The 24,095-nt window shown below is 67.0% G+C and carries 21 protein-coding genes, 1 tRNA gene and 1 pseudogene; 10 read left to right on the plus strand and 13 right to left on the minus strand.

Features of this window, described 5'->3' with window-relative positions; genetic code table 11:
- Positions 1 to 84: 84 nt before the first annotated feature.
- The 7 genes from GQ56_RS0136595 to hemN all read right to left on the minus strand — a co-directional run bounded on the left by GQ56_RS0136595 (position 85) and on the right by hemN (position 9,588).
- Positions 85 to 801, minus strand: coding sequence for a GntR family transcriptional regulator (locus GQ56_RS0136595; protein ID WP_031403363.1), 717 nt, complete (start codon positions 799 to 801; stop codon positions 85 to 87).
- 36 nt (positions 802 to 837) lie between these two features.
- A complete protein-coding gene (gene uca, locus GQ56_RS0136600) occupies positions 838 to 4,449 on the minus strand; it encodes an urea carboxylase (RefSeq protein WP_031403364.1) in 3,612 nt (1,203 codons plus the stop codon).
- Positions 4,450 to 4,495: 46 nt separating this feature from the next.
- On the minus strand, positions 4,496 to 6,304 hold the full coding sequence (gene atzF, locus GQ56_RS0136605; RefSeq protein WP_031403365.1) for an allophanate hydrolase: 1,809 nt from the start codon (positions 6,302 to 6,304) through the stop codon (positions 4,496 to 4,498).
- Between the two features lie 443 nt (positions 6,305 to 6,747).
- A complete protein-coding gene (locus GQ56_RS0136610) occupies positions 6,748 to 7,071 on the minus strand; it encodes a rhodanese-like domain-containing protein (RefSeq protein ID WP_031403366.1) in 324 nt (107 codons plus the stop codon).
- Positions 7,072 to 7,085: 14 nt separating this feature from the next.
- A complete protein-coding gene (locus tag GQ56_RS0136615; RefSeq protein ID WP_031403367.1) occupies positions 7,086 to 7,742 on the minus strand; it encodes a protein-L-isoaspartate O-methyltransferase family protein in 657 nt (218 codons plus the stop codon).
- Positions 7,743 to 7,846: 104 nt separating this feature from the next.
- Positions 7,847 to 8,104 (minus strand): hypothetical protein, encoded by a 258-nt coding sequence (locus GQ56_RS0136620; protein ID WP_031403368.1) that lies wholly within the window; start codon positions 8,102 to 8,104, stop codon positions 7,847 to 7,849.
- A gap of 92 nt (positions 8,105 to 8,196) precedes the next feature.
- The gene (hemN, locus tag GQ56_RS0136625; protein ID WP_031403369.1) at positions 8,197 to 9,588 is read right to left on the minus strand and encodes an oxygen-independent coproporphyrinogen III oxidase; all 1,392 of its coding nucleotides are present in this window, start codon (positions 9,586 to 9,588) and stop codon (positions 8,197 to 8,199) included.
- A 173-nt stretch (positions 9,589 to 9,761) separates the two neighbouring features.
- Between hemN and GQ56_RS0136630 the strand changes: the two genes are divergently transcribed.
- The 3 genes from GQ56_RS0136630 (at position 9,762) to GQ56_RS0136640 (ending at position 11,568) form a co-directional block, all read left to right on the plus strand.
- Positions 9,762 to 10,079: a YkgJ family cysteine cluster protein gene (locus GQ56_RS0136630; protein WP_031403370.1), complete on the plus strand. Its 318-nt coding sequence runs from the start codon at positions 9,762 to 9,764 to the stop codon at positions 10,077 to 10,079.
- Positions 10,076 to 10,657 carry a DUF1439 domain-containing protein gene (locus GQ56_RS0136635; protein ID WP_031403371.1) on the plus strand — a complete coding sequence of 194 codons (582 nt, stop codon included), beginning with the start codon at positions 10,076 to 10,078 and terminating at the stop codon, positions 10,655 to 10,657. The genes GQ56_RS0136630 and GQ56_RS0136635 overlap by 4 nt, the downstream gene beginning before the upstream one ends.
- Positions 10,658 to 10,737: 80 nt before the next feature.
- Entirely contained in the window at positions 10,738 to 11,568 is an 831-nt protein-coding gene (locus GQ56_RS0136640) for an undecaprenyl-diphosphate phosphatase (RefSeq protein WP_031403372.1), read from the plus strand.
- A 111-nt stretch (positions 11,569 to 11,679) separates the two neighbouring features.
- Here GQ56_RS0136640 and trmB read toward each other — a convergent pair whose 3' ends face one another.
- Entirely contained in the window at positions 11,680 to 12,447 is a 768-nt protein-coding gene (gene trmB / locus GQ56_RS0136645) for a tRNA (guanosine(46)-N7)-methyltransferase TrmB (protein WP_031403373.1), read from the minus strand.
- Between the two features lie 429 nt (positions 12,448 to 12,876).
- On the opposite strand from trmB, the gene GQ56_RS42445 reads away from it, so the two are divergent.
- The 3 genes and pseudogenes from GQ56_RS42445 to GQ56_RS39775 form a co-directional block, all read left to right on the plus strand.
- Positions 12,877 to 14,466 carry a tetratricopeptide repeat protein gene (locus tag GQ56_RS42445; protein WP_075123098.1) on the plus strand — a complete coding sequence of 530 codons (1,590 nt, stop codon included), beginning with the start codon at positions 12,877 to 12,879 and terminating at the stop codon, positions 14,464 to 14,466.
- 718 nt (positions 14,467 to 15,184) lie between these two features.
- Positions 15,185 to 15,337, plus strand: coding sequence for a hypothetical protein (locus GQ56_RS47315; protein ID WP_407638618.1), 153 nt, complete (start codon positions 15,185 to 15,187; stop codon positions 15,335 to 15,337).
- Positions 15,268 to 15,664 (plus strand): annotated as a pseudogene (locus tag GQ56_RS39775) (integrase core domain-containing protein); the annotation flags it as partial. The gene GQ56_RS47315 and the pseudogene GQ56_RS39775, both read left to right, overlap by 70 nt.
- A 214-nt stretch (positions 15,665 to 15,878) precedes the next feature.
- Here the strand turns inward: GQ56_RS39775 and GQ56_RS0136660 are convergent.
- Positions 15,879 to 15,953: transfer RNA gene (locus GQ56_RS0136660), tRNA-Gly, on the minus strand.
- A gap of 407 nt (positions 15,954 to 16,360) precedes the next feature.
- On the opposite strand from GQ56_RS0136660, the gene GQ56_RS0136665 reads away from it, so the two are divergent.
- The gene (locus GQ56_RS0136665) at positions 16,361 to 17,521 is read left to right on the plus strand and encodes a mandelate racemase/muconate lactonizing enzyme family protein (RefSeq protein ID WP_031403375.1); all 1,161 of its coding nucleotides are present in this window, start codon (positions 16,361 to 16,363) and stop codon (positions 17,519 to 17,521) included.
- Positions 17,522 to 17,524: 3 nt separating this feature from the next.
- Here GQ56_RS0136665 and GQ56_RS0136670 read toward each other — a convergent pair whose 3' ends face one another.
- Together GQ56_RS0136670 and GQ56_RS0136675 are read right to left on the minus strand one after the other, a co-directional pair.
- Positions 17,525 to 18,151 carry a LysE/ArgO family amino acid transporter gene (locus GQ56_RS0136670; protein ID WP_031403376.1) on the minus strand — a complete coding sequence of 209 codons (627 nt, stop codon included), beginning with the start codon at positions 18,149 to 18,151 and terminating at the stop codon, positions 17,525 to 17,527.
- Positions 18,152 to 18,388: 237 nt separating this feature from the next.
- Positions 18,389 to 19,318, minus strand: a complete 930-nt coding sequence (locus GQ56_RS0136675) for a LysR substrate-binding domain-containing protein (RefSeq protein ID WP_031403377.1) — start codon at positions 19,316 to 19,318, stop codon at positions 18,389 to 18,391.
- A gap of 170 nt (positions 19,319 to 19,488) precedes the next feature.
- On the opposite strand from GQ56_RS0136675, the gene GQ56_RS0136680 reads away from it, so the two are divergent.
- From GQ56_RS0136680 to scpB, 3 genes are all read left to right on the plus strand, one after another.
- Positions 19,489 to 20,811 carry an MFS transporter gene (locus GQ56_RS0136680; RefSeq protein ID WP_031403378.1) on the plus strand — a complete coding sequence of 441 codons (1,323 nt, stop codon included), beginning with the start codon at positions 19,489 to 19,491 and terminating at the stop codon, positions 20,809 to 20,811.
- Positions 20,812 to 20,872: 61 nt separating this feature from the next.
- Positions 20,873 to 22,096: a CaiB/BaiF CoA transferase family protein gene (locus GQ56_RS0136685; protein ID WP_031403379.1), complete on the plus strand. Its 1,224-nt coding sequence runs from the start codon at positions 20,873 to 20,875 to the stop codon at positions 22,094 to 22,096.
- Positions 22,093 to 22,902, plus strand: a complete 810-nt coding sequence (gene scpB / locus GQ56_RS0136690) for a methylmalonyl-CoA decarboxylase (protein WP_031403380.1) — start codon at positions 22,093 to 22,095, stop codon at positions 22,900 to 22,902. The genes GQ56_RS0136685 and scpB overlap by 4 nt, the downstream gene beginning before the upstream one ends.
- A 48-nt stretch (positions 22,903 to 22,950) precedes the next feature.
- Here the strand turns inward: scpB and GQ56_RS0136695 are convergent, their stop codons facing one another.
- On the minus strand, positions 22,951 to 23,493 hold the full coding sequence (locus tag GQ56_RS0136695; RefSeq protein ID WP_031403381.1) for a chromate transporter: 543 nt from the start codon (positions 23,491 to 23,493) through the stop codon (positions 22,951 to 22,953).
- Positions 23,490 to 24,095, minus strand: a 606-nt coding sequence (locus GQ56_RS0136700; RefSeq protein ID WP_031403382.1) for a chromate transporter, incomplete at its 5' end; no start/stop codon positions are given. The genes GQ56_RS0136695 and GQ56_RS0136700, both read right to left, overlap by 4 nt.

Genomic DNA, 24,095 nt, shown 5'->3' on the forward strand with positions numbered 1-24,095 from the left:
GGAGGGGGTGAAGCGGGGTGATGTCGGTGCGTGCATTGCGCCACGTTGGGGCGCGGCACGCACGCATCCGGGGAGGGCGGGGGGTTATGCGCTGGCGCGTGCCGCGTAGCGCTCGCGGGCGGTCTGCATCATGTACAGCGTGATGCGTTTCACTTCGGCCTGGCTTTCCGCGATGTGCGCGCGGATCAGCTGCTGCGCGGCTGCGGCGTCGCCGGCCGCGATCGCCTTCAGGATCGCCGCGTGTTCATCGTAGGTGGCCGCGATGCGCGGCGCCTTCGTGAAGTCGAGACGGCGGATGATGCGGATGCGCTCGGTGACGTCCGCATGCATGCGCGCCATCTCCTGGTTGCCGGTGGCCGCGACCAGCCCGGCGTGGAAGCCCTCGTCGAGCGTGGCGGCGCGGGCCGGATCCTGTTCGCGCTTGCGCGCGGACACGCACCAGATCTCGCGCAGCGGATCGAGCGCGGCCGACTGCGCCGTGTCGACGATGCGCGCGATCGCATGCGTTTCCATCATCACGCGCACCTCGTACAGATTCTCGAAGTACTGGAAGTCGAACGCGCGCACCTGCCAGCCGCTGCGGAAGTTCACGTCGACGTAGCCTTCGCGCTGCAGCCAGAACAGCGCCTGCCGCACCGGCGTGCGGCTGACCTGCATGCGCGTGGCGATGTCGCCTTCGCTGAAGCGGTCGCCGGGCAGCAGGCGGAAATCGAAGATGTCGGCCTTCAGGCGCGCATAGATCTGCGCGGCGAGGTTGCTCGGATGACTGGCCGGCTCGGCCGGCGCGTGCTTGTCCACCATGTCGGATTCCGGAAGCGGGGGGATGACGGGCAACCGTCAGACGATCGATACCAGCGGGTCGCCGGCGTGAACCATCATACCCGGTCTGCAATGGAAGCCCGAGATCCGGCCGTCGCGCGGCGCGACGATCGGGAACTCCATCTTCATCGCCTCGAGGATCATCAGCGTGTCGCCGGTGCTGACCGTGTCGCCGTGCGCCGCGGTCAGCTTCCACACGTTGCCGCTGACGTCGGCGCGGATCGCCGCATTGTCGGGTGCGTCGGGCGCATCGTGCGCGGCGGCCGGCCCGGCGTGCGTGTCGACGGCCTGCGTGGCGCCGGCGTCGCCGGCCCAGTGCGCGACCTCGGTGGCGAACGCCTGCTGCTGTGCCGCGCGGAACGCGTCGAGTTCCGGCTCGATGCGCGCGAGGAACGCGTTGTAGGCGCCGAGATCGAATTCCTCCTCGTCGATCCGCACGGCGTGGCGGCCCTCGCGGAAGTCGCTGCGCAGCGAGTCGAGCTCCGCTTCCGTGACCGGATGGAAGCGGACCTGGTCGAAGAAGCGCAGCAGCCACGGCTTGCCGTCGACGAACAGCCGGTTCTTGAGGAACGTGTTCCAGATCGGCAGCGTGCGGCCGACGAGCTGATAGCCGCCGGGCGAATCCATGCCGTAGATGCACATGTACACGCCGCCGATCCCGACCGTGCCTTCCGCGGTATGGGTACGCGCGGGGTTGTACTTCGAGGTCAGCAGGCGGTCGCGCGGATCGACCGGGACCGCGCACGGCGCGCCCAGGTAGACGTCGCCGAGCCCGAGCACCATGTAGCTCGCGCGGTAGATCGCGTCGCGCACGTCGTCGGCGGAATCGAGCCCGTTGATGCGGCGGATGAATTCCGTGTTGCTCGGCAGCCAGGGCGCGGTGTCGCGCACGGTCTCGCGGTAGCGCGCGACCGCGTCGAGCGTCGCCGAATCCTCGTACGCCATGGGCAGGTGCACGACGCGGCTGCGCACCTTCATCGTCGAGACGCCCGACAGCGACGCGTCCGCCGTGGCGAGCGCCGCGACGAGCGCACGCTGCGCGAGCACGCGGCTGTCGTAGCGCACCTGCAGCGAGCGCACGCCCGGCGACAGCTCGACGATGCCCGCGACGTTCGCGGCCTTCAACGCCTCCATCAGCGCATGCACGCGAAAGCGCAGGTTCAGGTCGAGGACGTTCTCGCCGTATTCGACCAGCACGTACTTGTCGCCGGCCTGGCGGAACACCGTCTTCGGGCGCTCGCCTTCGGCCGCGGCCTCGAACAGGACGGGCGAGCCGCGCCGCCCGGCAAACGCGGGCGGCGTGGCCGCTTGCGCGCCGCAGGTTCGGATCGCCTCGTCCTGCCGCTGCTCGAGCGCGAGCGCCTCGTCGAACGTCAGTTCGCGAAAGCGGATGCGGTCGCCCGGCTTCACCTGGCCGACCTTCCACAGTTCGGCCTTCGCGATCGTGACCGGGCAGACGAAACCGCCTAGGCTCGGGCCGTCGCGCGTCAGGATCACGGGCATGTCGCCGGTGAAGTTGATGCTGCCGATCGCGTACTCGCAATCGTGGATGTTCGACGGATGCAGGCCGGCCTCGCCGCCGTCCGAGCGCGTCCATTCGGGTTTCGGGCCGTTCAGGCGGATGCCCAGACGGTTCGAGTTGTAGTGCACTTCCCAGTCGCTCGCGAAGAAGGTTTCGATCGACGCGGGCGTGAAGAAATCGGGCGCGCCGTGCGGGCCGACCAGCACGCCGATTTCCCAGTGCTGCCCGTATTGCGGCACCTGTTGCGCCGGCAGCGGCGCGGGCGCGTCGCACGGTGCGAGGTCGGCCGTCGCGGGCAGCGCCGGATCGGCGATCGGCAGCACGTCGGCGGGGCGCAGCGTGCGGCCGGCATGCCCGCCGAATTTCCCGAGCGCGAACGTCGACCGGCTGCCGAGGTAGACGGGCATGTCGAAGCCGTTGCGCACCGCGAGATAGGTGCGGCAGCCGCTTGTCGCCTTGCCGATCCGCAGCGTCTGCCCGGCGCGCACCGGCACCGGCGCCCAGAACGCGACGGGCGCGCCGTCGAGCGTCGCGTCGGTCGGCGCGCCGGTCAGCGCGACGAGCGCGTCCGCGTGAAACCGCAGCGTCGGCCCGAGCATGGTCGTCTCGATCCCTGCCGCGCCGGGCACGTTGCCGACGATCCGGTTCGCGACGCGGAAGGCCCAGTCGTCCATCGGGCCGGACGGCGGCACGCCGATATCCCAGTAGCCGACCCGGCCCGGATAGTCCTGGATCGTCGTGTAGGTGCCGGCCTCGATCACCTCGACGACGGCGGGGCGATAGGCGAACGTGTCGAGATGGCGCGTGGACACGTCGCCCGCGCGGAAGCCTTCGCTCGCGACGATCCTGCGCAGGTAGTCGAGGTTGGTCGTGATGCCCGACAGGCGCGTCTCGTCGAGCGCACGCGCCATCGCGTCGATCGCCGCGGCCCGGTCGTCGCCGCGCACGATCAGCTTCGCGATCATCGGGTCGTAGTGCGCGGAGACTTCGGAGCCGGTCTCGACCCACGTGTCGACCCGCACGTCGTCGGGGAACCGGACTTCCGTCAGCGTGCCGGGGCTCGGCGCGAAGTTGCGCAGCGGGTTCTCCGCGTAGATCCGGACCTCGATCGATGCGCCGTGCGCCTGCGGCACGCGATCGAGCGCGGGCGGGGCGCCGGCCGCGGTCAGGATCATCCATTCGACGAGGTCGACGCCGGTCACGGCCTCGGTGATCGCGTGCTCGACCTGTAGCCGCGAGTTCACTTCGAGAAAGTAGAACGCCTGCGCGGCGGCGTCGTAGATGAATTCGACCGTGCCGGCCGAACGATAGGATACCGAACGTCCGATGCGCTCCGCGGCCGCGAGCAGGTCGCGCCTCACGGCTTCGGGCAGGCGCGGCGCCGGGGTTTCCTCGACGACCTTCTGGTTGCGCCGCTGCAGCGAGCAGTCGCGCTCGCCGAGCGCGACGACGTTGCCGTTGCCGTCGCCGAAGATCTGCACCTCGACGTGGCGCGCGCGGTCGACGAAGCGCTCGACGAACACGCCGCCGTTCGCGAAGAACGATTGCCCGAGCCGCTGCACGGAGTCGAACGCGGCAGCGAGTTCGGTCGCGTCGTTGCAGCGCGTGAGCCCGATGCCGCCGCCGCCGGCGGTGCTTTTCAGCATCACCGGGTAGCCGATGGCTGCCGCCGCCTGCTGCGCGCTCGCCAGGTCGGCGAGCAGGCCGGAGCCCGGCGTGAGCGGCACGCCGGCCGTCTGCGCGAGCGCGCGCGCCGCGTGCTTCAGGCCGAACTGCTCGATCTGGCGCGGCGTCGGCCCGATGAACGCGATGCCCTCGGCTTCGCAGCGGGCCGCGAAGTCGGCGTTCTCGGACAGGAAGCCGTAGCCGGGAATGATGGCCTGTGCGCCGGTTTCGCGGGCCGCGGCGATGATGAGGTCGGCGCGCAGGTAGCTGTCCGCGGCGGCCTGGCCGCCGAGCGCGATCGCGACGTCGGCTGCCGCGACGTGCAGGCTGTTGCGGTCCGCGTCGGAGTAGACGGCGACGGAACGGATGTTCATGCGCTTCAGCGTGCGCGCGATGCGGCACGCGATTTCGCCGCGATTGGCGATCAGGACGGTATCGAACATGGTGGGCGGGGTCTCGATGTCGGGGGCGTGAAGGCGGGGCGGCGGGTCAGCGGCTGGCGAGATAGTTCGCCCAGCCGCCGAACGCGGTGATGTCCTGCGCGTCGGCGAGCGCATGCGGTTCGCAGATGAAGCCTTTCACCTGGCGGCCGTCGGCGAGGGTCAGCGTGCCGATGCCGAGCGGCGACGGAATGCCGGCGACGAACGAGCCGAACTCGCCCGACGGCACGTCCCACAGCTCGACCTTGATGGGCGCGCCGCCCGGTCCGCGTGCGAGCCCCGGCTTCGGCGGCGTGGTGTTGGCGAGCGCGTAGAGCCGGTAGTCGGCCGAGGTCGTCGTCGCTTCGGCGAAGCGCGCGCGGCGCGAGGTCAGCTCGTGATTGAGCGGCATGCCGCGCAGATGCGCGCCGACGACCGCGACCCGGATCGTGCCCGGCGCCGGATCGCGCGGCAGGCCGGCGTCGTCGCCGGGCGTGGCGGCGGGCAGCGGCGCGCCGGTCGCCCCGCGCGGCAGCTCGGTCGTGCGGTGCCACGCACCCGCGAAGGTCGCCAGTGCGCGCTCGCGCCACGCGTCGCCGATCAGTGTGATGCCGAACGGCAACCCGTCGTCGCGCAGGCTGGCCGGCACGGCGACCGCGCTCCAGTCGAGCAGGTTGACGAAGTTCGTGTATTTGCCGAGGTTGCTGTTCAGGCGGATCGGATCGGCGAGCAACGCGTCGACGCGGTAGTGGGTCGGTGCGGTCGGCACCACGAGCGCGTCGAATGGCGCGAGCAGCGCGTCGGCTTCGCGCTTCAGGTCGGCGAGGCGGTAGAGGCCGCCGAACGCGTCCGCGGCGGAGAATTCGCGCGCACGGAAGATCACGTCGCGCACGACCGGGTGAATGTCCGCCTCGTGCGCGGCCGCGAATTCGCGGATGGCCGCATAGCGCTCCGCGACCCACGGCCCGTCGTACAGCAGCGCGGTCACGCGGTCGAACAGCGAGAAATCGATCGGCACGCAGGTCGCGCCCTGCGCCTCGAGCTGCGCGACCGCTGCCGCGAACGCGTGCTCGGCCGCCGTGTCGCCGAAGAACTCGGGCGCGGCGGGAATCGCGAAGCGCGGCGCGTCGGGCATGCGCCACGCGGCGGCGGCGGGCGGCGCCGCGCGCGACAGCCCGTCGGCCAGGTCGAGCGCCGCGGCCACGTCGTAGACGCGCAACGCGTCTTCGGTCGTGGTCGCGAACACGGATACGCAGTCGAGCGTGCGGCAGGCCGGAACGACGCCGGTATTGCTGAGTGCGCCGCGCGTCGGCTTCAGGCCGACGATGTTGTTGAGGCCGGCCGGCACGCGGCCGGAGCCGGCGGTATCGGTGCCGAGCGCGAACGGTACGATCCCGCGTGCGACGACGGACGCCGACCCGGCGCTCGAGCCGCCCGAGATGTAGTCCGGATCGAACGCGTTGACCGTCACGCCGTACGGCGAGCGCACGCCGACGAGGCCGGTGGCGAACTGGTCGAGGTTGGTCTTGCCGATCACGATCGCGCCGGCCTGCACGAGCCGCGCGACGACCGTCGCATCGTGGGCGGGCGTATAGGCGAACGCCGGGCATGCGGCGGTCGTCGCGAATCCGGCCGCGTCGATGTTGTCCTTCGCCGCGAACGGTACGCCGTAGAGCGGCAGCGCGCGCCGGTCGCCGCCAGCCGCGGCGAGTCGTTGCGCGAGCGACGCCAGTTGCGCGTCCAGTTGCGCGCGCGTCGCCACGGAGATCCAGGCCGGATCGGGTGCCGCGAGCGTGTCCAGCAGGTCGCGGAGCAGGGTTTCGGGCGTGGCGCCCCGGACATAGGCGTCGAGCCAGTCCGCAATCGTCCATCCTCGCATCTCGTATTCCCTCTTGTGTACAAGTTCACGAGGCAACACAAGAACCGTGCCAGAGCATCGGGAATGGACGCCATGCCTTGCGGCGCAAGGCGTGCAGGGTGACGGGGCGGCACGCGGCGCCGCGTTCGCCGCACGCATCTGGCGCGGCGCGATGCGCGATTCGGGGGCGTGCGGTCAAGCATGGTGCGTGCGCGGCACCTCGACGGATGGCGTCGGCAGCCGGTCGGTTGCGCTCAGGGGGCGGCGAGCGTGGCCGGGAGGAGGGGGAGGCGCGTCAGGCGGGCGACGTGCCCGCGCTCGTGCGGGCGTGCGTCAGCGATGCGGCCGGATGGCGGCGACATGCCCGGCCGGCGACGACGCGTGGCGGCACATGGTGCGCGGAAATGAAAACGGGCACGCCATGCGTGCCCGTTCGGCGAATCGGTCGGGTGCGACCGGAACGGTCAGTAACGCGGCACCGACGGATCGACGTCGCGCGACCACGCGTCGATTCCGCCTTGCAGGTTGTACAGCTTCGTGAAGCCGCGCGATTCGAGGAACATCGCGACCTGTGCGCTGCGCATCCCGTGATGGCACACGCAGACGATTTCGGCTTCGTCGTCGAGCTCTTCGCTGCGCGCGGGAATCTGCTGCATCGGGATCGACACGCTGCCGGCGATGTGCGCGGTGGCGATTTCCCAGGGCTCGCGCACGTCGAGCACGACCGGCGCGGGGCGCGCCGAATCGCCGAGCCATTGCGCGAGCATCGCGGGCGTCAGGATCTGCATGGAGGCTCCGCCGCTCAGAACTTGAAGCGCGACGGCTCGATCGCGTTGACGAGGTGGTTGACGTAGGTTTCGAACACGTCGGCGACGCGGTACTGCTTGTCGTCGATGCGCGTGATGATCTGCGCCTTCATCACCGGACGGCCGCCGACGAATGCCGACAGGCGGCCGCCGACCTTCAGCTGTTCGAGCAGGTCCTGCGGCACGACGGGCAGGCCGCCCGCGACGCAGATCACGTCGTACGGCGCCTTGCCGGCCCAGCCGCGCGAACCGTCGCCGAGCACGACTTCCGCGTTGGTCACGCCGTCGTTGCGCAGGTTGTCCGCCGCGAACTTCGCGATCGCAGGATCGATCTCGACGGCCGTCACGTGCTGCGCGCGATGCGCGAACAGCGCGGCCAGGTAGCCCGAGCCGGCGCCGATCACGAGCACGTTCTCGTGCTTCTTGACCGCCAGTTCCTGCAGCACGCGCGCTTCGACGCGCGGGAACAGCATCTTGCTGCTGCCGCCGGGCAGCGGCAGTTCGAGGTCGGCGAACGCGAGATCGCGGTATTCGGCCGGAACGTAGTTCTCACGCTTGACGATCGACAGCAGGCCCAGGACGTCCAGATCCAGCACGTCCCACGGCCGGATCTGCTGTTCGATCATGTTGAAACGCGCTTTTTCGATATTCATGGTGTGGTCACGCAGCCTGGTCGGCCATCAGCGGGGATAGATAAACTCCACGATTGTACCAAACAGGGCGGCGGCCGAGCCTTCAGGCGGCCTGCAACAGACCTTTATCCTCTGCTCTTCTTGATCTGCGCCTCGAATGCGAGGTCGAGCTTGCTCGCCTTGCGCGGCTTTTTGGGGCCGAATTCGTCGACGAACCTGACGAACTCGTCGAGTGGCAGCGGCTCGCTGCGCTTCTCGGTGGTGCCGCCCGAGCGGTCGACGAGATAGAAAAGGCCGCCCGCCATCGCGACGGCCGCGAACTGCGGGTTGCCGGAGCGGGTCTTCAGGCGTTCGACCGCGTGGGTCGCTTTGGTGGTGCGCATCGTGCGGGTTCTGGCGTAGCGTAAGCCCCACACTGTATCAAACCGGCCGCGCGCGTGCGGCCGGCGCGGGCCCGGCGGGGCCCCTGGCGGCCCTAGACAGTGCGCGAGTAGCGCTGCTGCGAGGTCTGGCCGAGATACGCGTCGAATGCCATCGCGATGTTGCGCACCACCATCCGGCCGGCCGGATGGATCGTCAGGCGGTCGCGCGCGATCGTCAGCAGCCCGTCGCGCTCGAACGGACGCAGCGCGTCGAGCTCGCGCGCGAAATGATCGGTGAAGCGGATGCCGTGCGCGACTTCGACATGCGAGAACGGCAGCACGAGGTTGCACATCAGCTGCGTGATCACGTCGCGGCGCAGCCGGTCGTCGGGCGTGAGCCGTACGCCGCGCGCGATCGGCAGCCGGCCCGCGTCGAGCGCGGCGCCATAGGCGGGGAGATCCTTCGCGTTCTGCGCGTAGACGTCGCCGACCTTGCCGATCGACGAGACGCCGAAGCCGACGAGGTCCGTATCCGCGCGCGTGCTGTAGCCCTGGAAATTGCGCTGCAGCGTGCCGTTGCGTTGCGCGCGCACCAGCTCGTCGGACGGCCGCGCGAAGTGATCCATCCCGATGTACACGTAGCCGGCCGACGTCAGCATGTCGATCGCGAGGCCCAGCAGCGCGATGCGCGTTTCGGGCGGCGGCAGCGTCGCGTCGTCGATCTGCCGCTGCATCTTGAACAGGTGCGGCATGTGCGCGTAGCCGAACACCGACAGCCGGTCGGGCGCGAGCTCGATGATCGTTTCCAGCGTGCGCGCGAACACGGCGACGGTCTGGTGCGGGAGCCCGTAGATCAGGTCGACGCTCACCGACTGGAAGCCGGTCGTGCGCGCGGCGGAGAGCAGACTGGCCGTCATCGCGAGCGGCTGGACGCGGTTGATCGCCTGCTGCACGGCCGGGTCGAAATCCTGCACGCCGAGGCTCAGCCGGTTGAAGCCGATGTTGCGCAGGTGCACCAGCGTCGCGGGCGTGACCGTGCGCGGGTCGATCTCGATCGAGAACTCGGCGTCGGCATCCGGCGCGAGCGAGAAGTGCTCGCGGGTGGCGGCCATCAGTTCGGCCGTTTCGTCGTCGGACAGGAAGGTCGGCGTGCCGCCGCCCCAGTGCAGCTGCGTGACCGGGCGCGCGGGATCGAACAGCGCGGCCTGCAGCGCCATCTCGCGCTTGAGCTGGTCGAGATACGGGCGCGCGCGGCGGCGGTTGTTGGTCGCGATCTTGTTGCAGCCGCAGTAGAAACACGCGGTGTTGCAGAACGGGATGTGGAAGTACAGCGACAGTTCGCTCGACGACGCGCCGGGGTCGCCGGCCGCGCGCGCATAGTCCGCCGGGTCGAAGTCGTCGCGGAACTGCAGCGCGGTGGGGTACGACGTATAGCGCGGCCCGTTCGCGCCGTATTTGGCGAGCAGATCGGGACGGAACATCGTGTCGGCAGAACCAGGACGCATGACGGCCTCGCGCTTTTTAGATGCTTTCGAGTATATAAACGCGCGATTCGGCTGCATTGTGTAATAACGTCGCAGCCGGCGATGGCACAATGCGGGGTGGGGCCGCCGGACGCCGCGTCCGGTTGCCGCACCGATTGTCGTTGTCCGTTCGAGAGAGCCGAGTGTCCGTCGAAATGCCTGTCCGCCCGGCGCACGCCGAGGTCGAGCCGCCGCACGCGTGCCGTGCCGGCTGCGGCGCGTGCTGCATCGCGCCGTCGATTTCCAGCCCGATTCCGGGCATGCCCGACGGCAAGCCGGCCGGCGTGCGCTGCGTGCAGCTTGGCGCTGACCTGCGCTGCATGATCTTCGGCCGGCCCGAGCGGCCCGCCTGCTGTTCGGGGCTGCAACCGGCCGCCGACATGTGCGGCGCGTCCCGCGACGACGCGCTCGCGTGGCTCACGCGCCTCGAGGCCGCGACGCGGCCGTCGCCTACTGGAGAGTGTTCAGCATGACCGCCCCTTGCGCCGCTGGCCGGCGCCGTTTTCTCGCCGCATCCGTCGGCGCCGTCGGCGTGGCGCTCTCGCTCGCTGCCTGCGCGTCGACGTTCCCGTTCATCCCCGATCACTACACGTTCTCGCGCGGCGACGTGCAGAAGGCCGTCGCGCGCAAGTTCCCGTACCAGAAGACGGTCGCGCAGGTCGTCGACGTGTCGCTTGCGAACCCGGCCGTCAGCCTGCTGCCCGACCAGAACCGCATCGCCGTGCAGCTCGACGCGCATTTCGCGAGCCCGTTCCTGCGCGCGCCCGTCAGCGGCAAGTTCACCGTGTCGGGCCAGCTGGCTTACGACGCGTCGAGCCGCTCGGTCGTGCTGAAGGCGCCGGCCGTCGACAATCTCGCGCTCGACGGCGACGCGCAGATGTACGCGCAGCAGGTCGGCGCGGCTGCCGGCCTGCTCGCGACCCAGTTGTTGACCAACTATCCGATCTACACGTTCAAGCCTGAACAACTGCAATTTGCCGGTGTGAACTACGAACCCGGTACAATTACGATTCTTACAAACGGCATACGCGTGGCGATCGTCGAAAAATGACGACGGACCGCGCGCGGCCGTAGGGGGCCGCGCGCGCAAGGGTGGCCCATTCGTTCGACCATTTCGGAGTTGGGCCACGGATGGACTGGATCCTGATCTGCAAGGCGTTGATCCTCGGCGTTGTCGAGGGGCTGACGGAATTCCTGCCGGTGTCGAGCACCGGCCACCTGATCGTCGCGGGCAGCTTCCTGAATTTCAACGATTCGCACGCGAAGACGTTCGACGTCGTGATCCAGTTCGGCGCGATCCTCGCGGTGTGCTGGGAATACCGGCAGCGGATCGCGTCCATCGTGTCCGGGCTGCCGGGCCGGCCCGACGCGCGGCGCTTCACGCTGAACGTCGTGATCGCGACGATTCCCGCGATCGCGCTCGGCCTCCTGTTCGAGAAGAAGATCAAGGCCGTGCTGTTCTCGCCGGTGCCCGTCGCGTTCGCGCTCGTCGTGGGCGGTGCGATCATCCTGTGGGCCGAGGCGCGGCAGCGCGAGCGCCGCGAGCCGCCGCGGGTGGTGTCGGTCGATGCGCTGACGCCGCTCGATGCGCTCAAGGTCGGCATCGCGCAGTGCTTCGCGCTGATTCCCGGCATGTCGCGCTCGGGATCGACCATCATCGGCGGGATGCTGTTCGGCCTCGACCGGCGCGTGGCCACCGAATTCTCGTTCTTTCTCGCGATCCCGATCATCTTCGGCGCGACGCTCTATGAAACCGTCAAGGACTGGCAGGCGTTCACCGTCGATTCGCTCGGCCTGTTCGCGCTGGGGCTCGTCGCCGCGTTCGTCAGCGCGTTCGTGTGCGTGCGCTGGTTGCTGCGCTACGTCGCGACCCACGATTTCACGGTGTTCGCGTGGTACCGGATCGCGTTCGGGCTGTTCGTGCTGCTGGTCGGGTACAGCGGCTGGCTGAACTGGGCGTGAGGCCCGCGGCGGGGCGAACCTGCCGCCCATGAAAAACGGCCCGACCGGCAGATGCCGGTCGGGCCGTTTTGTCGTCCGGGGGCGGCGCGACGTGCGCGCCTGCCGGCGCGGTCAGCCTGCGCGCTTGCGGAACACCAGGTCCCACACGCCATGGCCGAGCCGCAGCCCGCGCCGTTCGAACTTCGTCACCGGGCGGTAGTCGGGACGCGGCGCGTAGTCGGCGGCCGTGTTCTCGAGCGTCGGCTCCGCGCCGAGCACTTCCAGCATCTGTTCCGCGTAGTTCTGCCAGTCGGTCGCGCAGTGAATGTACGCGCCGGGCTTCAGGCGCGACGCGAGATGCGCGACGAGCGGCGGCTGGATCAGCCGGCGCTTGTGGTGGCGCGCCTTGTGCCACGGATCGGGGAAGAAGATGTGCACGCCGTCGAGACTTTCCGGCGCGAGCATGTGCTCGAGCACTTCGACCGCGTCGTGCTGGATGATGCGGATGTTCGTCAGATCCTGCTCGCCGATCAGCTTCAGCAGCGCGCCGACGCCCGGCTCGTGCACCTCGACGCCGAGGAAGTCGTCGCCGGGCCGGTTCGCGGCGATTTCCGCGGTCGATGCGCCCATCCCGAAGCCGATCTCGAGGATGCGCGGCGCGCTGCGGCCGAATACCGCGTTCCAGTCGGGCATCTCCGGCGCATACGGCACCACGAAACGCGGGCCGAATTCGTCGAGCGCACGGCGCTGCCCGGTCGACACGCGGCCGGCGCGCGTCACGAAGCTGCGGATGCGGCGGTGGTGCAGCGGATTGACTGCGTCGGCGCCTTCGGCGGTTTCGTCGGGAAGGGCGTCGTCGTGCGGCGGCAGGCCGGCTTCGTTCGGGTCGTCGTGCATCATCGGTGACAGAGAAAGGCTCGGTTGCGGGCGAGGGCCCGTTGCGCGCGGCGATGCGCCGGGCGGTCCGGCACATGGTACAAAAAAGCCGCCTTCGACGAGGCGGCTCATGCGCAGGCTGCGATGCAGCCGGAAAGTGGAGCGGGCGATGGAAGAGTAAACCACCTACCGCAACTTCTATTTAAAATCAGCTACTTATCTGCTCTACTGCGTGAACTTCGAGCAAAAAATGCTTGCTTCGCATAGGCCGCTAGTGTAGCACAACCCAAATGTATTCGTCCATATGTGAAGTCAGCAAAAAATGCCTATTTCGCGTTTCTAGGCCAGGTTCCAAGAAAAGCTTTCGAAGTCTAATGCAAGAGTGTAGATTTTTAGATCACTTTCATTCGAATTTATCGTGTGCGTTATTGATTTGTGATTAATTTGATAAATATGAGCGCGGATCAATCTTCCCTATTCGAATTGGCTCTCTCCATATATCGAGAGAAAGATGTTTCTGATGCGTACGAGAGCATAGTGGTCTTGCTGGATTCTGATCCTGATAATATTCAGATTTTGAATCTTGCGGGGGCGTGTTGCTATAGCCTGGGAAGCTTTGATGAGGCCGAGCGCTATTGGAAAAGAGTTATTGACATTCGATCCGATTGGGTGGATTCATATAATAACTTGGGGACGCTTTATTGGAAGGTAAGGCAGTGGCCGGAGGCCGCGGAAAATCTCTACAGGGTGGCTTTATCGATCGATGGGCGTCGGAAAGATATTCAAGACAATCTAATTGGATTGTTGCTTGATTTGAGGAAGTTTCGAGATGCTATAGAGATGTGTCGCCGCGTGATGGTCGACCGTCCTGATGATGTCGAGCTTGCTCATTATCTCGGCGTTGCGCTGCATCAGCTTGATCAATTGAAAGATGCGGAGGAGGTTTATCGGTCTGTATTGCGAGAAAATCCTCAGCATCATTTGGCACACTCAAATCTGGGTGTCGCGCTTAGAGGTATGGGTCGGCATGGTGAGGCAGAGCAAGCTTATCGTGACGCCATTGCCATCTGTCCCGATGAGTCGTTTCATCACGTCAACCTTAGCACGCTGTTGCTTGAAATGGGAAGGTGGGATGAAGGTTGGGAGGCTAATGAACGGCGACTTCCCAGTATTTCTAACGAATTTATGTCTCGTTCTGTTTCGGCAAATATTAGGCAGTGGCAGGGGGAGGCCTTGCATAAAAAGTCTCTATTGGTTATACGTGAGCAAGGGTTTGGCGACGAAATACAAATGGCGAGGTACGTCGCAATTTTAAAGAAGGCCGGGGCGGGACGAATAATTCTGGCCTGTAGTTCTGAACTTCGCACTCTTTTTAAGTCAATTCCCGGTGTCGATGAGGTGATTTCGTCTGTCAAGGAGCTCGGACGCCATCGCTACGATTTCTGGACTCTTATATTTAGTCTTCCATATATTTTGAAGACAAGGCCTGATAGTGTGCCAAATAAAATACCCTATATTTCCCCTTCAAAAAATTCAGTAAAAAAGTGGAGAAAGGAAATTCCGACTGGATCGATGCGGGTTGGCCTGGTCTGGAAGGGGGCGCAGAAGCATGAAGCGGATATGTTTCGATCTTTGTCGAGTTTTTCAATACTCGCGCCACTTTGGAAGGTCAAGGGTGTTAGTTACATTAGTCTTCAAAAAGAACGCGGGCGTAAAGAGATTTATGAGCTTCATAATGTCCAGCCCGTGTGTGATCTTGGTGGAAAAATAGATAATTTCGATGACACGGCAGCAATTGTGAAACAGCTTGATCTAGTAATCACTGTCGATACATCGATGGCGCATCTGTGCGGTGCACTCGGCGTACCGTGCTGGGTGTTGCTGTCCGCTGCTAGAACCGACTGGAGATGGGCGGGATCACGTGATACGTCAATATGGTATCCGAATACGTTGAAATTATATCGACAAACTCAACGCGGGGATTGGCGATCGGTGGTTGATAATATTGTGTCGGATCTGGAATTGATGATGAAATCATCCTGAGGTAGTATTGGTCTTCCTAACTATATTGTTAGGTTATTTTAATGATGGAGATAATATGAAGACCTTTGCTTCTCTGTTCGGTGGGTTGCTTTTGGTTGGTGTGAGTCTTGGTGCAAACGCACAATCAACGGGGTCGACAGTCGTGCTTCAATGTTCTTCATCGTCTGGTGGGACGTGTACGGCTACTGGAGATGCAGTGCCGCAAAGCAATGCGGTGAGAACCTATAGCTTTATTTGGCGTGGCGAAAACATCACGATGACGCCGATCGACGGGAAGTCCGTGAATGTCCAGTGCATACCCGGACAGATCGGAAAGCTGACTGCGACTAGTAGTTCTACCGTCACGATTAGCGGTTCTACTGGTTCTGCGCCAGCAGGTGAGGCATCTGCGACGGTGACGATCGACTGTAGTAGCTCCAGTGCGGCGGGAACATTCTAAGTCTGTTGCATATAAAGGAGGGCACATAAAATGTGTCTTCCTGAATGAATTTTGTGTGTGGTTGAAATTTATTTTTTGGTGTGATTGTGTTATGTGACGAATGCGTCGACTATACGAGGCGCCTGTTAATAATAAATCTTGCAAAGAGTTGGTCGCGCAAATCCGGACAATCGAATAAGTACAACGTCCGGGGCCTGGGCCAGCGATAGTGCTGGCAAAGGAACCGAGAAAGTGACGAAGAGAACTCGACGCGCGCATTCAGCGGAGTTCAAAGCGAAGGTGGCGCTGGCTGTGGTCAAGGGCGAGCGCACGCTGGCAGAGCCGGCGCAGCAGTTCGATGTTCACCCGAACCAGATTACCGAATGGAAGCCACGTATGCCGTTGAGGCACTGGAAGAATCGTTCGCCCGCTGTGGGCTACCCGACTTCGTGAATACCGATCAGGGCAGCCAGTTCACGGCGGGCGCGTTCACCGAGGCCGCACTGGGTCGAGGCGTTCGGCTGTCGATGGACGGCAAAGGGGCTTGGCGTGACAACGTGTTCGTCGAGCGGGTGTGGCGCAGTATCAAGTGCGAAGAGATTTCCCTGCAGGCCTACGAGTCGGTCAGCCCATTCTCGGCGCCCCATCGGCGACTACATCGGGCTGTACAACCGGAAACGGCCCCATTCGGCCTGGCGGATCAGGCGCCGGATGAGGCATAGGTCGCGGCGCTGCCTGCGATCAAATCGGCAGCATGATTGCCTCGGACGTTCCACTTAAAAATCTCAGAAACCTGTCCGAGCGAGTGGGGCCACCTCTGAAATACGCGCCGGATTTCTTGTCTCGGTGCAACCTGGGTGTCTTGATCGGCAGACGGAACGCCCCATGGCCCAAATTCAAGCTCAGGTGTGAGTAGCAGCTGTGGGTAGAAGGTGTGAGTACGGCGACTTTGGAGGAGCCCTGAGAGCCTTGCGTGGCAGGGGTTTGTCCGTACTGGAGCGGGCGATGGGAATCGAACCCACGTCATCAGCTTGGGAAGCTGAGGTAATGGCCATTATACGACGCCCGCAGAGCCTGCGATTCTACAGGGGGTTGGGTAGAGATGGCAAGCGTCGGATTCTGACTGCCGGCATTGGAACAGGCATGGATCGATGCTGGAGCGGTGGCGTCGCTGCGACGGTTGCCAGCGTCTGGCTGGAATCCGTCGTTGGAGGTTGTCCGCGTCGATGATTCGGTGGCCTTCGTGCAGAGGCGACGAGTTCTCGCGTTCGGCGCGACCCGTGTCGAGATCTCAGACGACTGCTGCCGAGTATGAGGAGAAGGAGCCCGGAGCCCGCCTCGAAACACACGCATCCACGCCGGACACCCCCTGCAATCCACCGCGCCAGCCCTTATGATGCAACGGTCCGCCCACCGCACCGGCCGCATCGCGCCCGTCTTCCGCCCGCACCGGCCGCCCTCACCGGAACCCCGACCATGCGCATCACCGCGATTCACGAACAGGCGATTCCCGTTTCCCGCTACGCCGACCCGGCCATTCCATCCGGCGGCCTGACGACGAGCGTCGTCGCGATCGTCACCGACGTCGTGCGCGACGGCCGCCCCGTGACCGGCTACGGCTATGCATCGGTCGGCCGCTTCGCGCAGGGCGGCCTGATCCGCGAACGTTTCGCGCCGCGTCTGCTGGCCGCCGCCGACACGCTCGCCGACGAAGCCGGCACGAACCTCGATCCGTTCCGCGCATGGCGCGCGATGATGGCCGGTGAAAAACCCGGTGGCCACGGCGAGCGCTGCGTGGCCGTCGGCGCGCTCGACATGGCGATCTGGGATGCTGCCGCGAAGATCGCCGGCCTGCCGCTCGCGCGCTTTCTCGCCGACCGTCTCGAACGTGTCGCCGCGCCGCTCGTGCGCGTGTATGCAGGCGGCGGCTACCGCTATCCGCACGACGATCTGGCGCGCCTGTCGGACGAGATGCGCCGCATCGCCGATCTCGGCCATACGCACGCGAAGATCAAGATCGGCGGGGCGGATCTCGACCTGGACCGGCGCCGCATCGAAGCCGCGTCCGCGTACCTCGCCGACAGTTCGCATCTCGCGGTCGATGCGATGAACCTGTACGACGCAACGACCGTCCACGCCGCCGCCGCGATGCTCGCACCGTTCGGCCTCTGGTGGTTCGAGGACATCTGCGATCCGCTCGACCTGCCGCTCCAGGCCGACGTTACCGCGCGATACGCGCCTTCGGTCGCGGCCGGCGAAGCGCTGTTCTCGCTCGCGGAAGCGAAGCTCCTCGACCGCTACGGCGGCTTGCGCAGCGACCGCGACGTGCTCGTGTTCGATCCGGTGCATTGCTACGGGCTGCCGGGTTATCTGCAGATCGTCGGGCATTTCCTGTCGCGCGGCTGGCGGCGCGACGCGTTCTGGCCGCACGGCGGCCACCTGTTCTCGCTGCATGTCGTCGCGGCGCTCGGGCTCGGCGGCGCGGAAGTCAATCCGTTCGCGTTCCATCCGTTCAACGGGCTGGCCGACGGCGCCAGCGTCGACGGAGGGTACGCTCGCGTACCGCAAGCGCCGGGCATCGGTTTCGAGCTTCATGCGGGCGCGCACGACGTGTTTCGCGCGGTGGCGGGCCGCTGACGCCTAAAGCGCGTCGATCGCGAAACGCACCGCGAAGCCGAGCATCATCGCCGCGACGAAGAAATCGAGCACACGCCATGCGAGCGTACGAGCGAACCACGCACGGCACGCACGCGCGCCATAGGCGAGCATCAGGAACCACGCAAGCGAAGCCGTCGTCGCGCCGAGCGCAAACGGCGCGCGTGCGGCGGGCGGGTGGCTCGCGATCACGGTGCCGAGCAGCAGCACGGTGTCGATCCACGCATACGGATTGAGCAGCGAGACGGCGGCGGTCGCGAGCACCGTGCGCGTGAGCGCAGGTTCGCTTTCCGTGCGCGGACCGTCGACGTGCTCCGGTTGTCGCCGCCGGATCGCCGAGCGTAGCGCGAGCAGGCCATAACCGGCGAGATACGCGATACCGGCCCACAGCGCGGCCGACACCACGCCGGGATGGCGCGCCAGCAACGACGACAACCCGTGCGCGCCGAGCGCGATCAGCAGTGCGTCGCTGCCTGCGCAGACGAGGGCGATGGAAAGCAGATGGGGGCTCGAGAGCGAGCGCTTGATGACGAAGGCGTCCTTGGGGCCGACCGACGTGAACAGGCCGGCGCCAAGCAGCAGGCCTTCGATGAAGGCGGAGGTGTCGAGCACTAGTGGGCCGACAACCTCTTAAGCTGAACCGGTGATGGTCAAGATGGGCCCAACGTTAAGGGGCGCCGGGGGGCGTTGTCAATGGCCGCCCGGCGGGCGCCCGCGCGCAGGCTGCCGGCCCGATGCCGGCGAAGGCGCCGAGGCAGACGCGGCGGAGAAGGGGCGGCGCCAGCGATACCCGGGATGCGGCGAGCTTCGTATGCGCGGCGTGGCGCCACCGCGCATGCACGGCACGAGTCACGTACCGTCGGCTTGCCCGGCCGCCCATTCGGGCCGCCGGCCGAGCGTGTCGAACAGCCGGACGATCTCGGCCTTCACCTTCTGCACCGCGTTGCTGAGGAGCGCCGTATCGTGCCAGCACAGCGACAGGTCGCGGGCGAACAGCCGGTGCGCAACCGTCGACAGCTTGAGCTTGCGCTCCTCGATCTCGACGTGCGCGGCCGTCCACGGCAGGATCGTCACGCCGAGCTGCGCCATCACGGCCGCGAACAGCAGCCCGGTCGAGCTCGCCTCGAAGCTGATGCCGTACGACAGCCCTGCCTCGCGCATCGCCCAGTCGACGCGGTTGCGGATCGTGTTCGGCGCGCTCGGCAGCACGAGCGGCATGCGCGCGATCGCGTCGAGCGGCACGGGATCGTCCGGCACCGGGAACCCGGGCCACGTGATCAGGTACAGCGTCTCCGTCATCAGCCGGTGAAGCGCGATGCCGCGCGTCTCGACCGCGTCGACAACGATCGCGAGGTCGAGCCGCGCGCGTTCGAGCAGCGTGTCGAGATCCGCGCTCGGCGCGTCGATCAGCTCCAGCATGATGCCCGGATAGCGGTCGCGCACCGCGCGGGCGAGCGGAATGGCCAGCACGCGCGCGGTGCTCGACGGCATGCCGACGGTCACGCGGCCCTGCGGTGTCTCGGCGTCGCGGCGCAGCAGCTCGCGCGTGCCGTCGGCCTGGCGCAGCAGTTCGAGCGCGTGCCGGTACAGCGTGCGGCCGGCGGCAGTTGGCGCGACGCCGCGTACGCTCCGCTCGAGCAGCTGCATCCCGAGATCCTGTTCGAGATTGCGCATCTGCTGGCTCACCGCCGGCTGCGCGACATGCAGCGCCTCGCTCGCATGCGTGACGTTGCCGCATTCGACGACCTTCACGAAATAGCGCAACTGCCTCAAGTCCATCGCCACCGTCTCCCGATTCGAGCCATAAGACAATCCGATCGAGCAAGATGAATATCATATTTTTCTCCGATCGATAGCGTTTCTATACTCGTCTCACAAAAGAGCCAGCCTGCCGGCCATCCCGGACCGGACGCGGCAAAAGCGCCGGCCTCGCCGGCAAGGAGACGAAGATGTTCAAGGCGATCGACGCGCCGGCGGCCGGCGCGAAGCCGCGGCGCACGCCGCTCACGCGCGAGCAGGTCAAGGGCTTCTGGGCCGTGTATGCGGGCTGGGTGCTCGACGGCGTGGATTCGGTGATCTACGCGCTCGTGCTGATTCCCGCGCTGACCGAGCTGCTGCCGGCGTCCGGTATCGCGGCGACGCCCGCGAATCTCGGGATGTACGGGTCGATCCTGTTCGCGCTGTTCTTGATCGGCTGGGGGCTGTCGTTCATCTGGGGGCCGCTGGCCGACCGCTTCGGCCGCGTCCGGACGCTCGCGGCGAGCATCCTGATCTACTCGGTGTTCACCGGCGCGGCCGCGTTCGTGCACGACGTGTGGGCGCTGGCCGCGTGCCGGCTGATCGCCGGGATCGGGGTCGGCGGCGAATGGGCGCTCGCCGGCACCTACGTCGCGGAGAGCTGGCCGGAAGACCGCCGCAAGATGGGCGCCGGCTACCTGCAGACGGGCTACTACTTCGGCTTCTTCATCGCGGCGTGCCTGAACTACACGATCGGCGCGACCTACGGCTGGCGCGCGATGTTCCTGTGCGGGCTCGCGCCGGCGCTGCTCGCGGTGTTTACCGTGATGCGCGTGAAGGAGCCGGGGCAGTGGCGCCGGCACGACGCCCGCGACGGCGATGTGGCCGACGCACGGCGCGCGCATCCGCTGCGCGAGATCTTCGCGCCGGCCTTCCGGCGTCGCACGCTGACGAGCGCGAGCCTCGTCGGCGTCGCGATCGTCGGGCTGTGGGCCGGCTCCGTCTACGAGGCGAGCGCGGTGAGCACGCTGGCGGCGCGCGCGGGCATCGATCACATCGGCGCGATGCGGCTCGCATCGATCGGCGCGGCGATCCTGTCGTGCGCGACGATCGCCGGCTGCCTGGTTGCTCCGTGGCTGTCCGAGCGGCTCGGCCGGCGTGCGGCGCTCGGCGTGTATTTCGCGGGCATGGCCGCTGCGATCGTGTTCGCGTTCGGCTGGGCGTTCTACCAGCCGAACGGGCTCGCCGCGTTCATGGTGTCGCTCGTGTTTCTCGGCTTCTTCGGCGGCAACTTCGCGATCTTCTCGCTGTGGTTGCCCGAACAGTACCCGACGCGCGTGCGGGCTACCGCGTTCGCGTTCAACGCGTCGGTCGGTCGTTTCATCGGCGCGGGCGTGAATTTCCTGCTCGGCGCGGCGATACACGGCTACGGTTCGCTCGGCGTGCCGGTCGCGTGGACGGCGGCCGTGTTCGGGCTCGGCATCCTGATCCTGCCGTTCGCCGTCGAAACGCGCCACCAGACGCTGCCCGAATGAGCGGCGCACCGCGATCGTGCGCATACTCGCCACACCCAGTCATTACTATCAGGAGTCCAGAATGCAGGCATTGGAAGGAATCAAGGTTGTCGATCTGAGTCGCGCGCTGTCGGGGCCGTTCTGCTCGATGGTGCTCGCCGATCTCGGCGCCGACGTGATCAAGGTCGAGTCGGGGCCGCACGGCGACATGAGCCGCGCATGGGGGCCGTTCGATCGCGGCGTGAGCACGTACTACCTGTCCTGCAACCGCAACAAGCGCGGCATCTGCGTGGATTTCAGGCAGCCGGCCGGCCTCGACGTGGTGCGCCGCCTGGTCGCGCAGGCCGACGTCGTGATCGAGAATTTCAAGGCGGGCACGATGGACGCGATGGGGCTCGGCTATGCCGCGCTGAGCGCGCGCGATCCGCGGCTCGTGATGGGCAGCGTCACCGCGTTCGGCCCGCGCGGCCCGCTGCGCGACTGGCCGGGCTTCGACCAGATCGCACAGGGTTACGCGGGGCTGATGAGCCTGACCGGTTTTCCCGACGGCGAGCCGACCCGCACGGGTACCGCGATCGGCGATCTCAGTTCGGGGATGTGGGTTGCGACGGGCGTGATGGCCGCGCTGTTCGAGCGCGAGCGCACCGGGCGCGGCCAGCATGTCGGCACGTCGCTGCTCGAAAGCCTCGTGGCGCTGCTGAGCGTGCACGGGCAGCGCTACCTGAGCCTCGGCGACGTGCCGCGCCGCACCGGCAACGCGCATGCGGTGATCGCGCCGTACGGCGTGTTCGAGACGGCCGACGGGCCGCTGAACCTCGCGCCGATCACGTCCGACATGTGGCTGCGCCTGTGTCAGTTGCTGGATCTGCCGGAGCTGCCGGACGATCCGCGCTTCGCCACCAACGACGCGCGTGTCGCGCACCGCGACGCGCTGAAGGCGCTGCTCGAAAGCCGGCTGCGTACGCGCGGCAAGCGCGAATGGACGCAGCGTTTCGTCGACGCCGGGTTGCCGGCGGGGCCGATCAATACGCTCGACGAGGTGTTCGACGATCCGCAGCTCGGGCATTGCGGGCTGGTCGAGCCGGTCGCGCATCCGACGCTCGGCACGCTGCGCCAGGTCGTCACGCCGCTCGGCGGGATGGGCGACGACGTGCCGGCGCCGCGCACGCGCCATGCGCCGCCGCTGCTCGGCGAGCATACCGTCGACGTGCTGCGCGAGGCCGGTTACGACGACGACGCGATCGACGCGCTGCTGGCCGGCCGCACGATCTTCCAGGCCGACGCGGTGGCGGAGGCCGTGCAATGAACGACACGACGAAACGGGACGATGCATCGCGCGTGACGGTCGACAGCGTCGACGAGCGGATCGTGCGCGTGCGGTTCGCGAATCCGGCGCGTCGGCATGCGCTCGACGCACCGTTGCTCGATGCGCTCGTCGCGCGTCTCGACGCGCTTGCCGAACGCCGTCCGCCGCCGGTCGTGATCCTGTCGAACGACGGCAGCGGCGACGTGTGGAGCGCGGGGCACGACCTGCGCGAGCTGGCCGACGATCGCGATCCGCTCGCATACGGCAAGCCGCTCGAACGCGCGCTGCGGCGCGTACGGACTTATCCGGGCGCGGTGATCGCGGCGGTGGCCGGATCGGCATGGGGCGGGGCGGTCGATCTCGTGATGAGCTGCGACCTCGTGGTGGCGGCGCGCGATGCGCGGTTCGCGATGACACCCGCGAATATCGGCTTGCCGTATTCGACGAGCGGCCTGCTGCGTTTCTACGACAACCTGCCGATCCACGTGCTGAAGGAGATGTTCTTCTGCGCGCAACCGCTCGATGCGGAGCGCGCCGCGCATCACGGGCTCGTGAACCGGCTGGCCGACGCGGGCGGCGTCGACGATGCGGCGCTCGAGGTCGCGCGCACGATCGCCGCGAAGGCGCCGCTCGCGGTGCATGCGGTGAAGGAGCAGTTGCGCGTGCTGCAGGATGCGCGACCGCTGCCGGCCGATGCGTTCGAACGGATCGCCGAGTTGCGCCGGCAGGCGTGCGAAGGCGCGGATTTCGACGAGGGGCTGCGCGCGTTTGCGGAGCGCCGCGCGCCGGTGTTTCGCGGCGGCTAGGCGCTCGCGCGCCCGGGCGGCGCGACGGCGCGGCGACGGCGGCGTGCGCTATGCGCCGCCGATCGCGTGCACGCCGACGAGCAGCAGGGCGCCCGCCGCGATCAGCAGCAGCGCGTGAACGCGCGTATACATCACGCACAGCGTCGATGCGATCGCGATCGCGCGCGCGGCCCAGCCGCCGTCGAGCGCCTGCATCAGCACCCACACCGACGCCAGGATCATGCCGGCCGCGATCGGGCGCAGGCCGGCCTCGAGCGCGATCTGCCAGCGCGCGCCCTGGTGCCGGCGCCACAGATGCGCGACGCCGTAGATCAGGAACGCGGTCGGGCCGAACAGCGCGAGCGTCGCGATCACCGCGCCCCAGAAGCCGGCGACCTGCCAGCCGATCAGCGTCGCCAGCAGCGAGCCGGGGCCCGGCGCCATCCGCGCGATCGCGAAGTCGTTCACGAATTGCGCGGCGGTCATCCAGTGATGGACGTCGACGACCTGCCGCTGGATGTCGGCGATGATCGCCTGTCCGCCGCCTATCGTTGCGATCGACAGCGGGGCGAACACGCCGAACAGCGCGACGTAGCGTTGCGAAGCGGTCATCGCGTGTCGCTCCCGGTCGTGGCCGGGGCCGCGGCCGCGCGGCGGTATTCGAGCGCGACGCTCAGCGTGCCGCCGACCAGCACGGTCCAGACGAGCGGCCAGTGCAGCAGCGCGACCGATGCGAAGGTGAGCGCCATCACCGCGAACGGCAGCGCGCGGCGCGGCAGCCGGCGCACGGCGGTGATCGCCATCGAGATCGACAGCCCGATCGCCGCGGCCGCCGCGCCGGCGAGCGCGATGTGCGTGAGCGGAAAGCGCGTCAAGGTCGAGAACGCGATGCCGAACAGCACGATCAGCACGGCCGGCGGCGCGATGATGCCGGTGAAGCCGGCCACCGCGCCGCGCCATCCGGCGAGCCGGTAGCCGATCCAGATCGCGAGGTTCTTCACGTTGACGCCCGGCAGCGCCTGCGACAGCGCGAGGCCGTTGAGGAACGCCTCTTCGTCGAGCCAGTGCCGCTCGTACACGAAGTCGCGCATCATCCGCCCGCTGAGTCCGCCGCCGAAGCTGGTCAGGCCGATCTGCGAGAACGCGATGAACAGCGCGAGGACGCCGGGTGGCTGCGCAGGCGCAGGCGAAGGGGAAGCGGAGGGCGGGGGCAT

Origin of the sequence: Burkholderia paludis (assembly GCF_000732615.1) — a bacterium.
Classification (GTDB): domain Bacteria; phylum Pseudomonadota; class Gammaproteobacteria; order Burkholderiales; family Burkholderiaceae; genus Burkholderia; species Burkholderia paludis.

What these genes read in the sequence shown, in the direction of transcription:
- trmB (WP_031403373.1), bottom strand. Translation starts at nt 12,447, where the DNA reads ATGATGCACGACGACCCGAACGAAGCCGGCCTGCCGCCGCACGACGAC.
- scpB (WP_031403380.1), top strand. Translation starts at nt 22,093, where the DNA reads ATGAACGACACGACGAAACGGGACGATGCATCGCGCGTGACGGTCGAC.
- GQ56_RS0136635 (WP_031403371.1), top strand. Translation starts at nt 10,076, where the DNA reads ATGACCGCCCCTTGCGCCGCTGGCCGGCGCCGTTTTCTCGCCGCATCC.
- GQ56_RS0136665 (WP_031403375.1), top strand. Translation starts at nt 16,361, where the DNA reads ATGCGCATCACCGCGATTCACGAACAGGCGATTCCCGTTTCCCGCTAC.
- hemN (WP_031403369.1), bottom strand. Translation starts at nt 9,588, where the DNA reads ATGCGTCCTGGTTCTGCCGACACGATGTTCCGTCCCGATCTGCTCGCC.
- GQ56_RS0136595 (WP_031403363.1), bottom strand. Translation starts at nt 801, where the DNA reads ATGGTGGACAAGCACGCGCCGGCCGAGCCGGCCAGTCATCCGAGCAAC.
- uca (WP_031403364.1), bottom strand. Translation starts at nt 4,449, where the DNA reads ATGTTCGATACCGTCCTGATCGCCAATCGCGGCGAAATCGCGTGCCGC.
- GQ56_RS0136685 (WP_031403379.1), top strand. Translation starts at nt 20,873, where the DNA reads ATGCAGGCATTGGAAGGAATCAAGGTTGTCGATCTGAGTCGCGCGCTG.
- GQ56_RS0136695 (WP_031403381.1), bottom strand. Translation starts at nt 23,493, where the DNA reads ATGACCGCTTCGCAACGCTACGTCGCGCTGTTCGGCGTGTTCGCCCCG.
- atzF (WP_031403365.1), bottom strand. Translation starts at nt 6,304, where the DNA reads ATGCGAGGATGGACGATTGCGGACTGGCTCGACGCCTATGTCCGGGGC.
- GQ56_RS0136675 (WP_031403377.1), bottom strand. Translation starts at nt 19,318, where the DNA reads ATGGACTTGAGGCAGTTGCGCTATTTCGTGAAGGTCGTCGAATGCGGC.
- GQ56_RS0136680 (WP_031403378.1), top strand. Translation starts at nt 19,489, where the DNA reads ATGTTCAAGGCGATCGACGCGCCGGCGGCCGGCGCGAAGCCGCGGCGC.
- GQ56_RS0136615 (WP_031403367.1), bottom strand. Translation starts at nt 7,742, where the DNA reads ATGAATATCGAAAAAGCGCGTTTCAACATGATCGAACAGCAGATCCGG.
- GQ56_RS0136620 (WP_031403368.1), bottom strand. Translation starts at nt 8,104, where the DNA reads ATGCGCACCACCAAAGCGACCCACGCGGTCGAACGCCTGAAGACCCGC.
- GQ56_RS0136630 (WP_031403370.1), top strand. Translation starts at nt 9,762, where the DNA reads ATGCCTGTCCGCCCGGCGCACGCCGAGGTCGAGCCGCCGCACGCGTGC.
- GQ56_RS42445 (WP_075123098.1), top strand. Translation starts at nt 12,877, where the DNA reads ATGAGCGCGGATCAATCTTCCCTATTCGAATTGGCTCTCTCCATATAT.
- GQ56_RS0136640 (WP_031403372.1), top strand. Translation starts at nt 10,738, where the DNA reads ATGGACTGGATCCTGATCTGCAAGGCGTTGATCCTCGGCGTTGTCGAG.
- GQ56_RS0136610 (WP_031403366.1), bottom strand. Translation starts at nt 7,071, where the DNA reads ATGCAGATCCTGACGCCCGCGATGCTCGCGCAATGGCTCGGCGATTCG.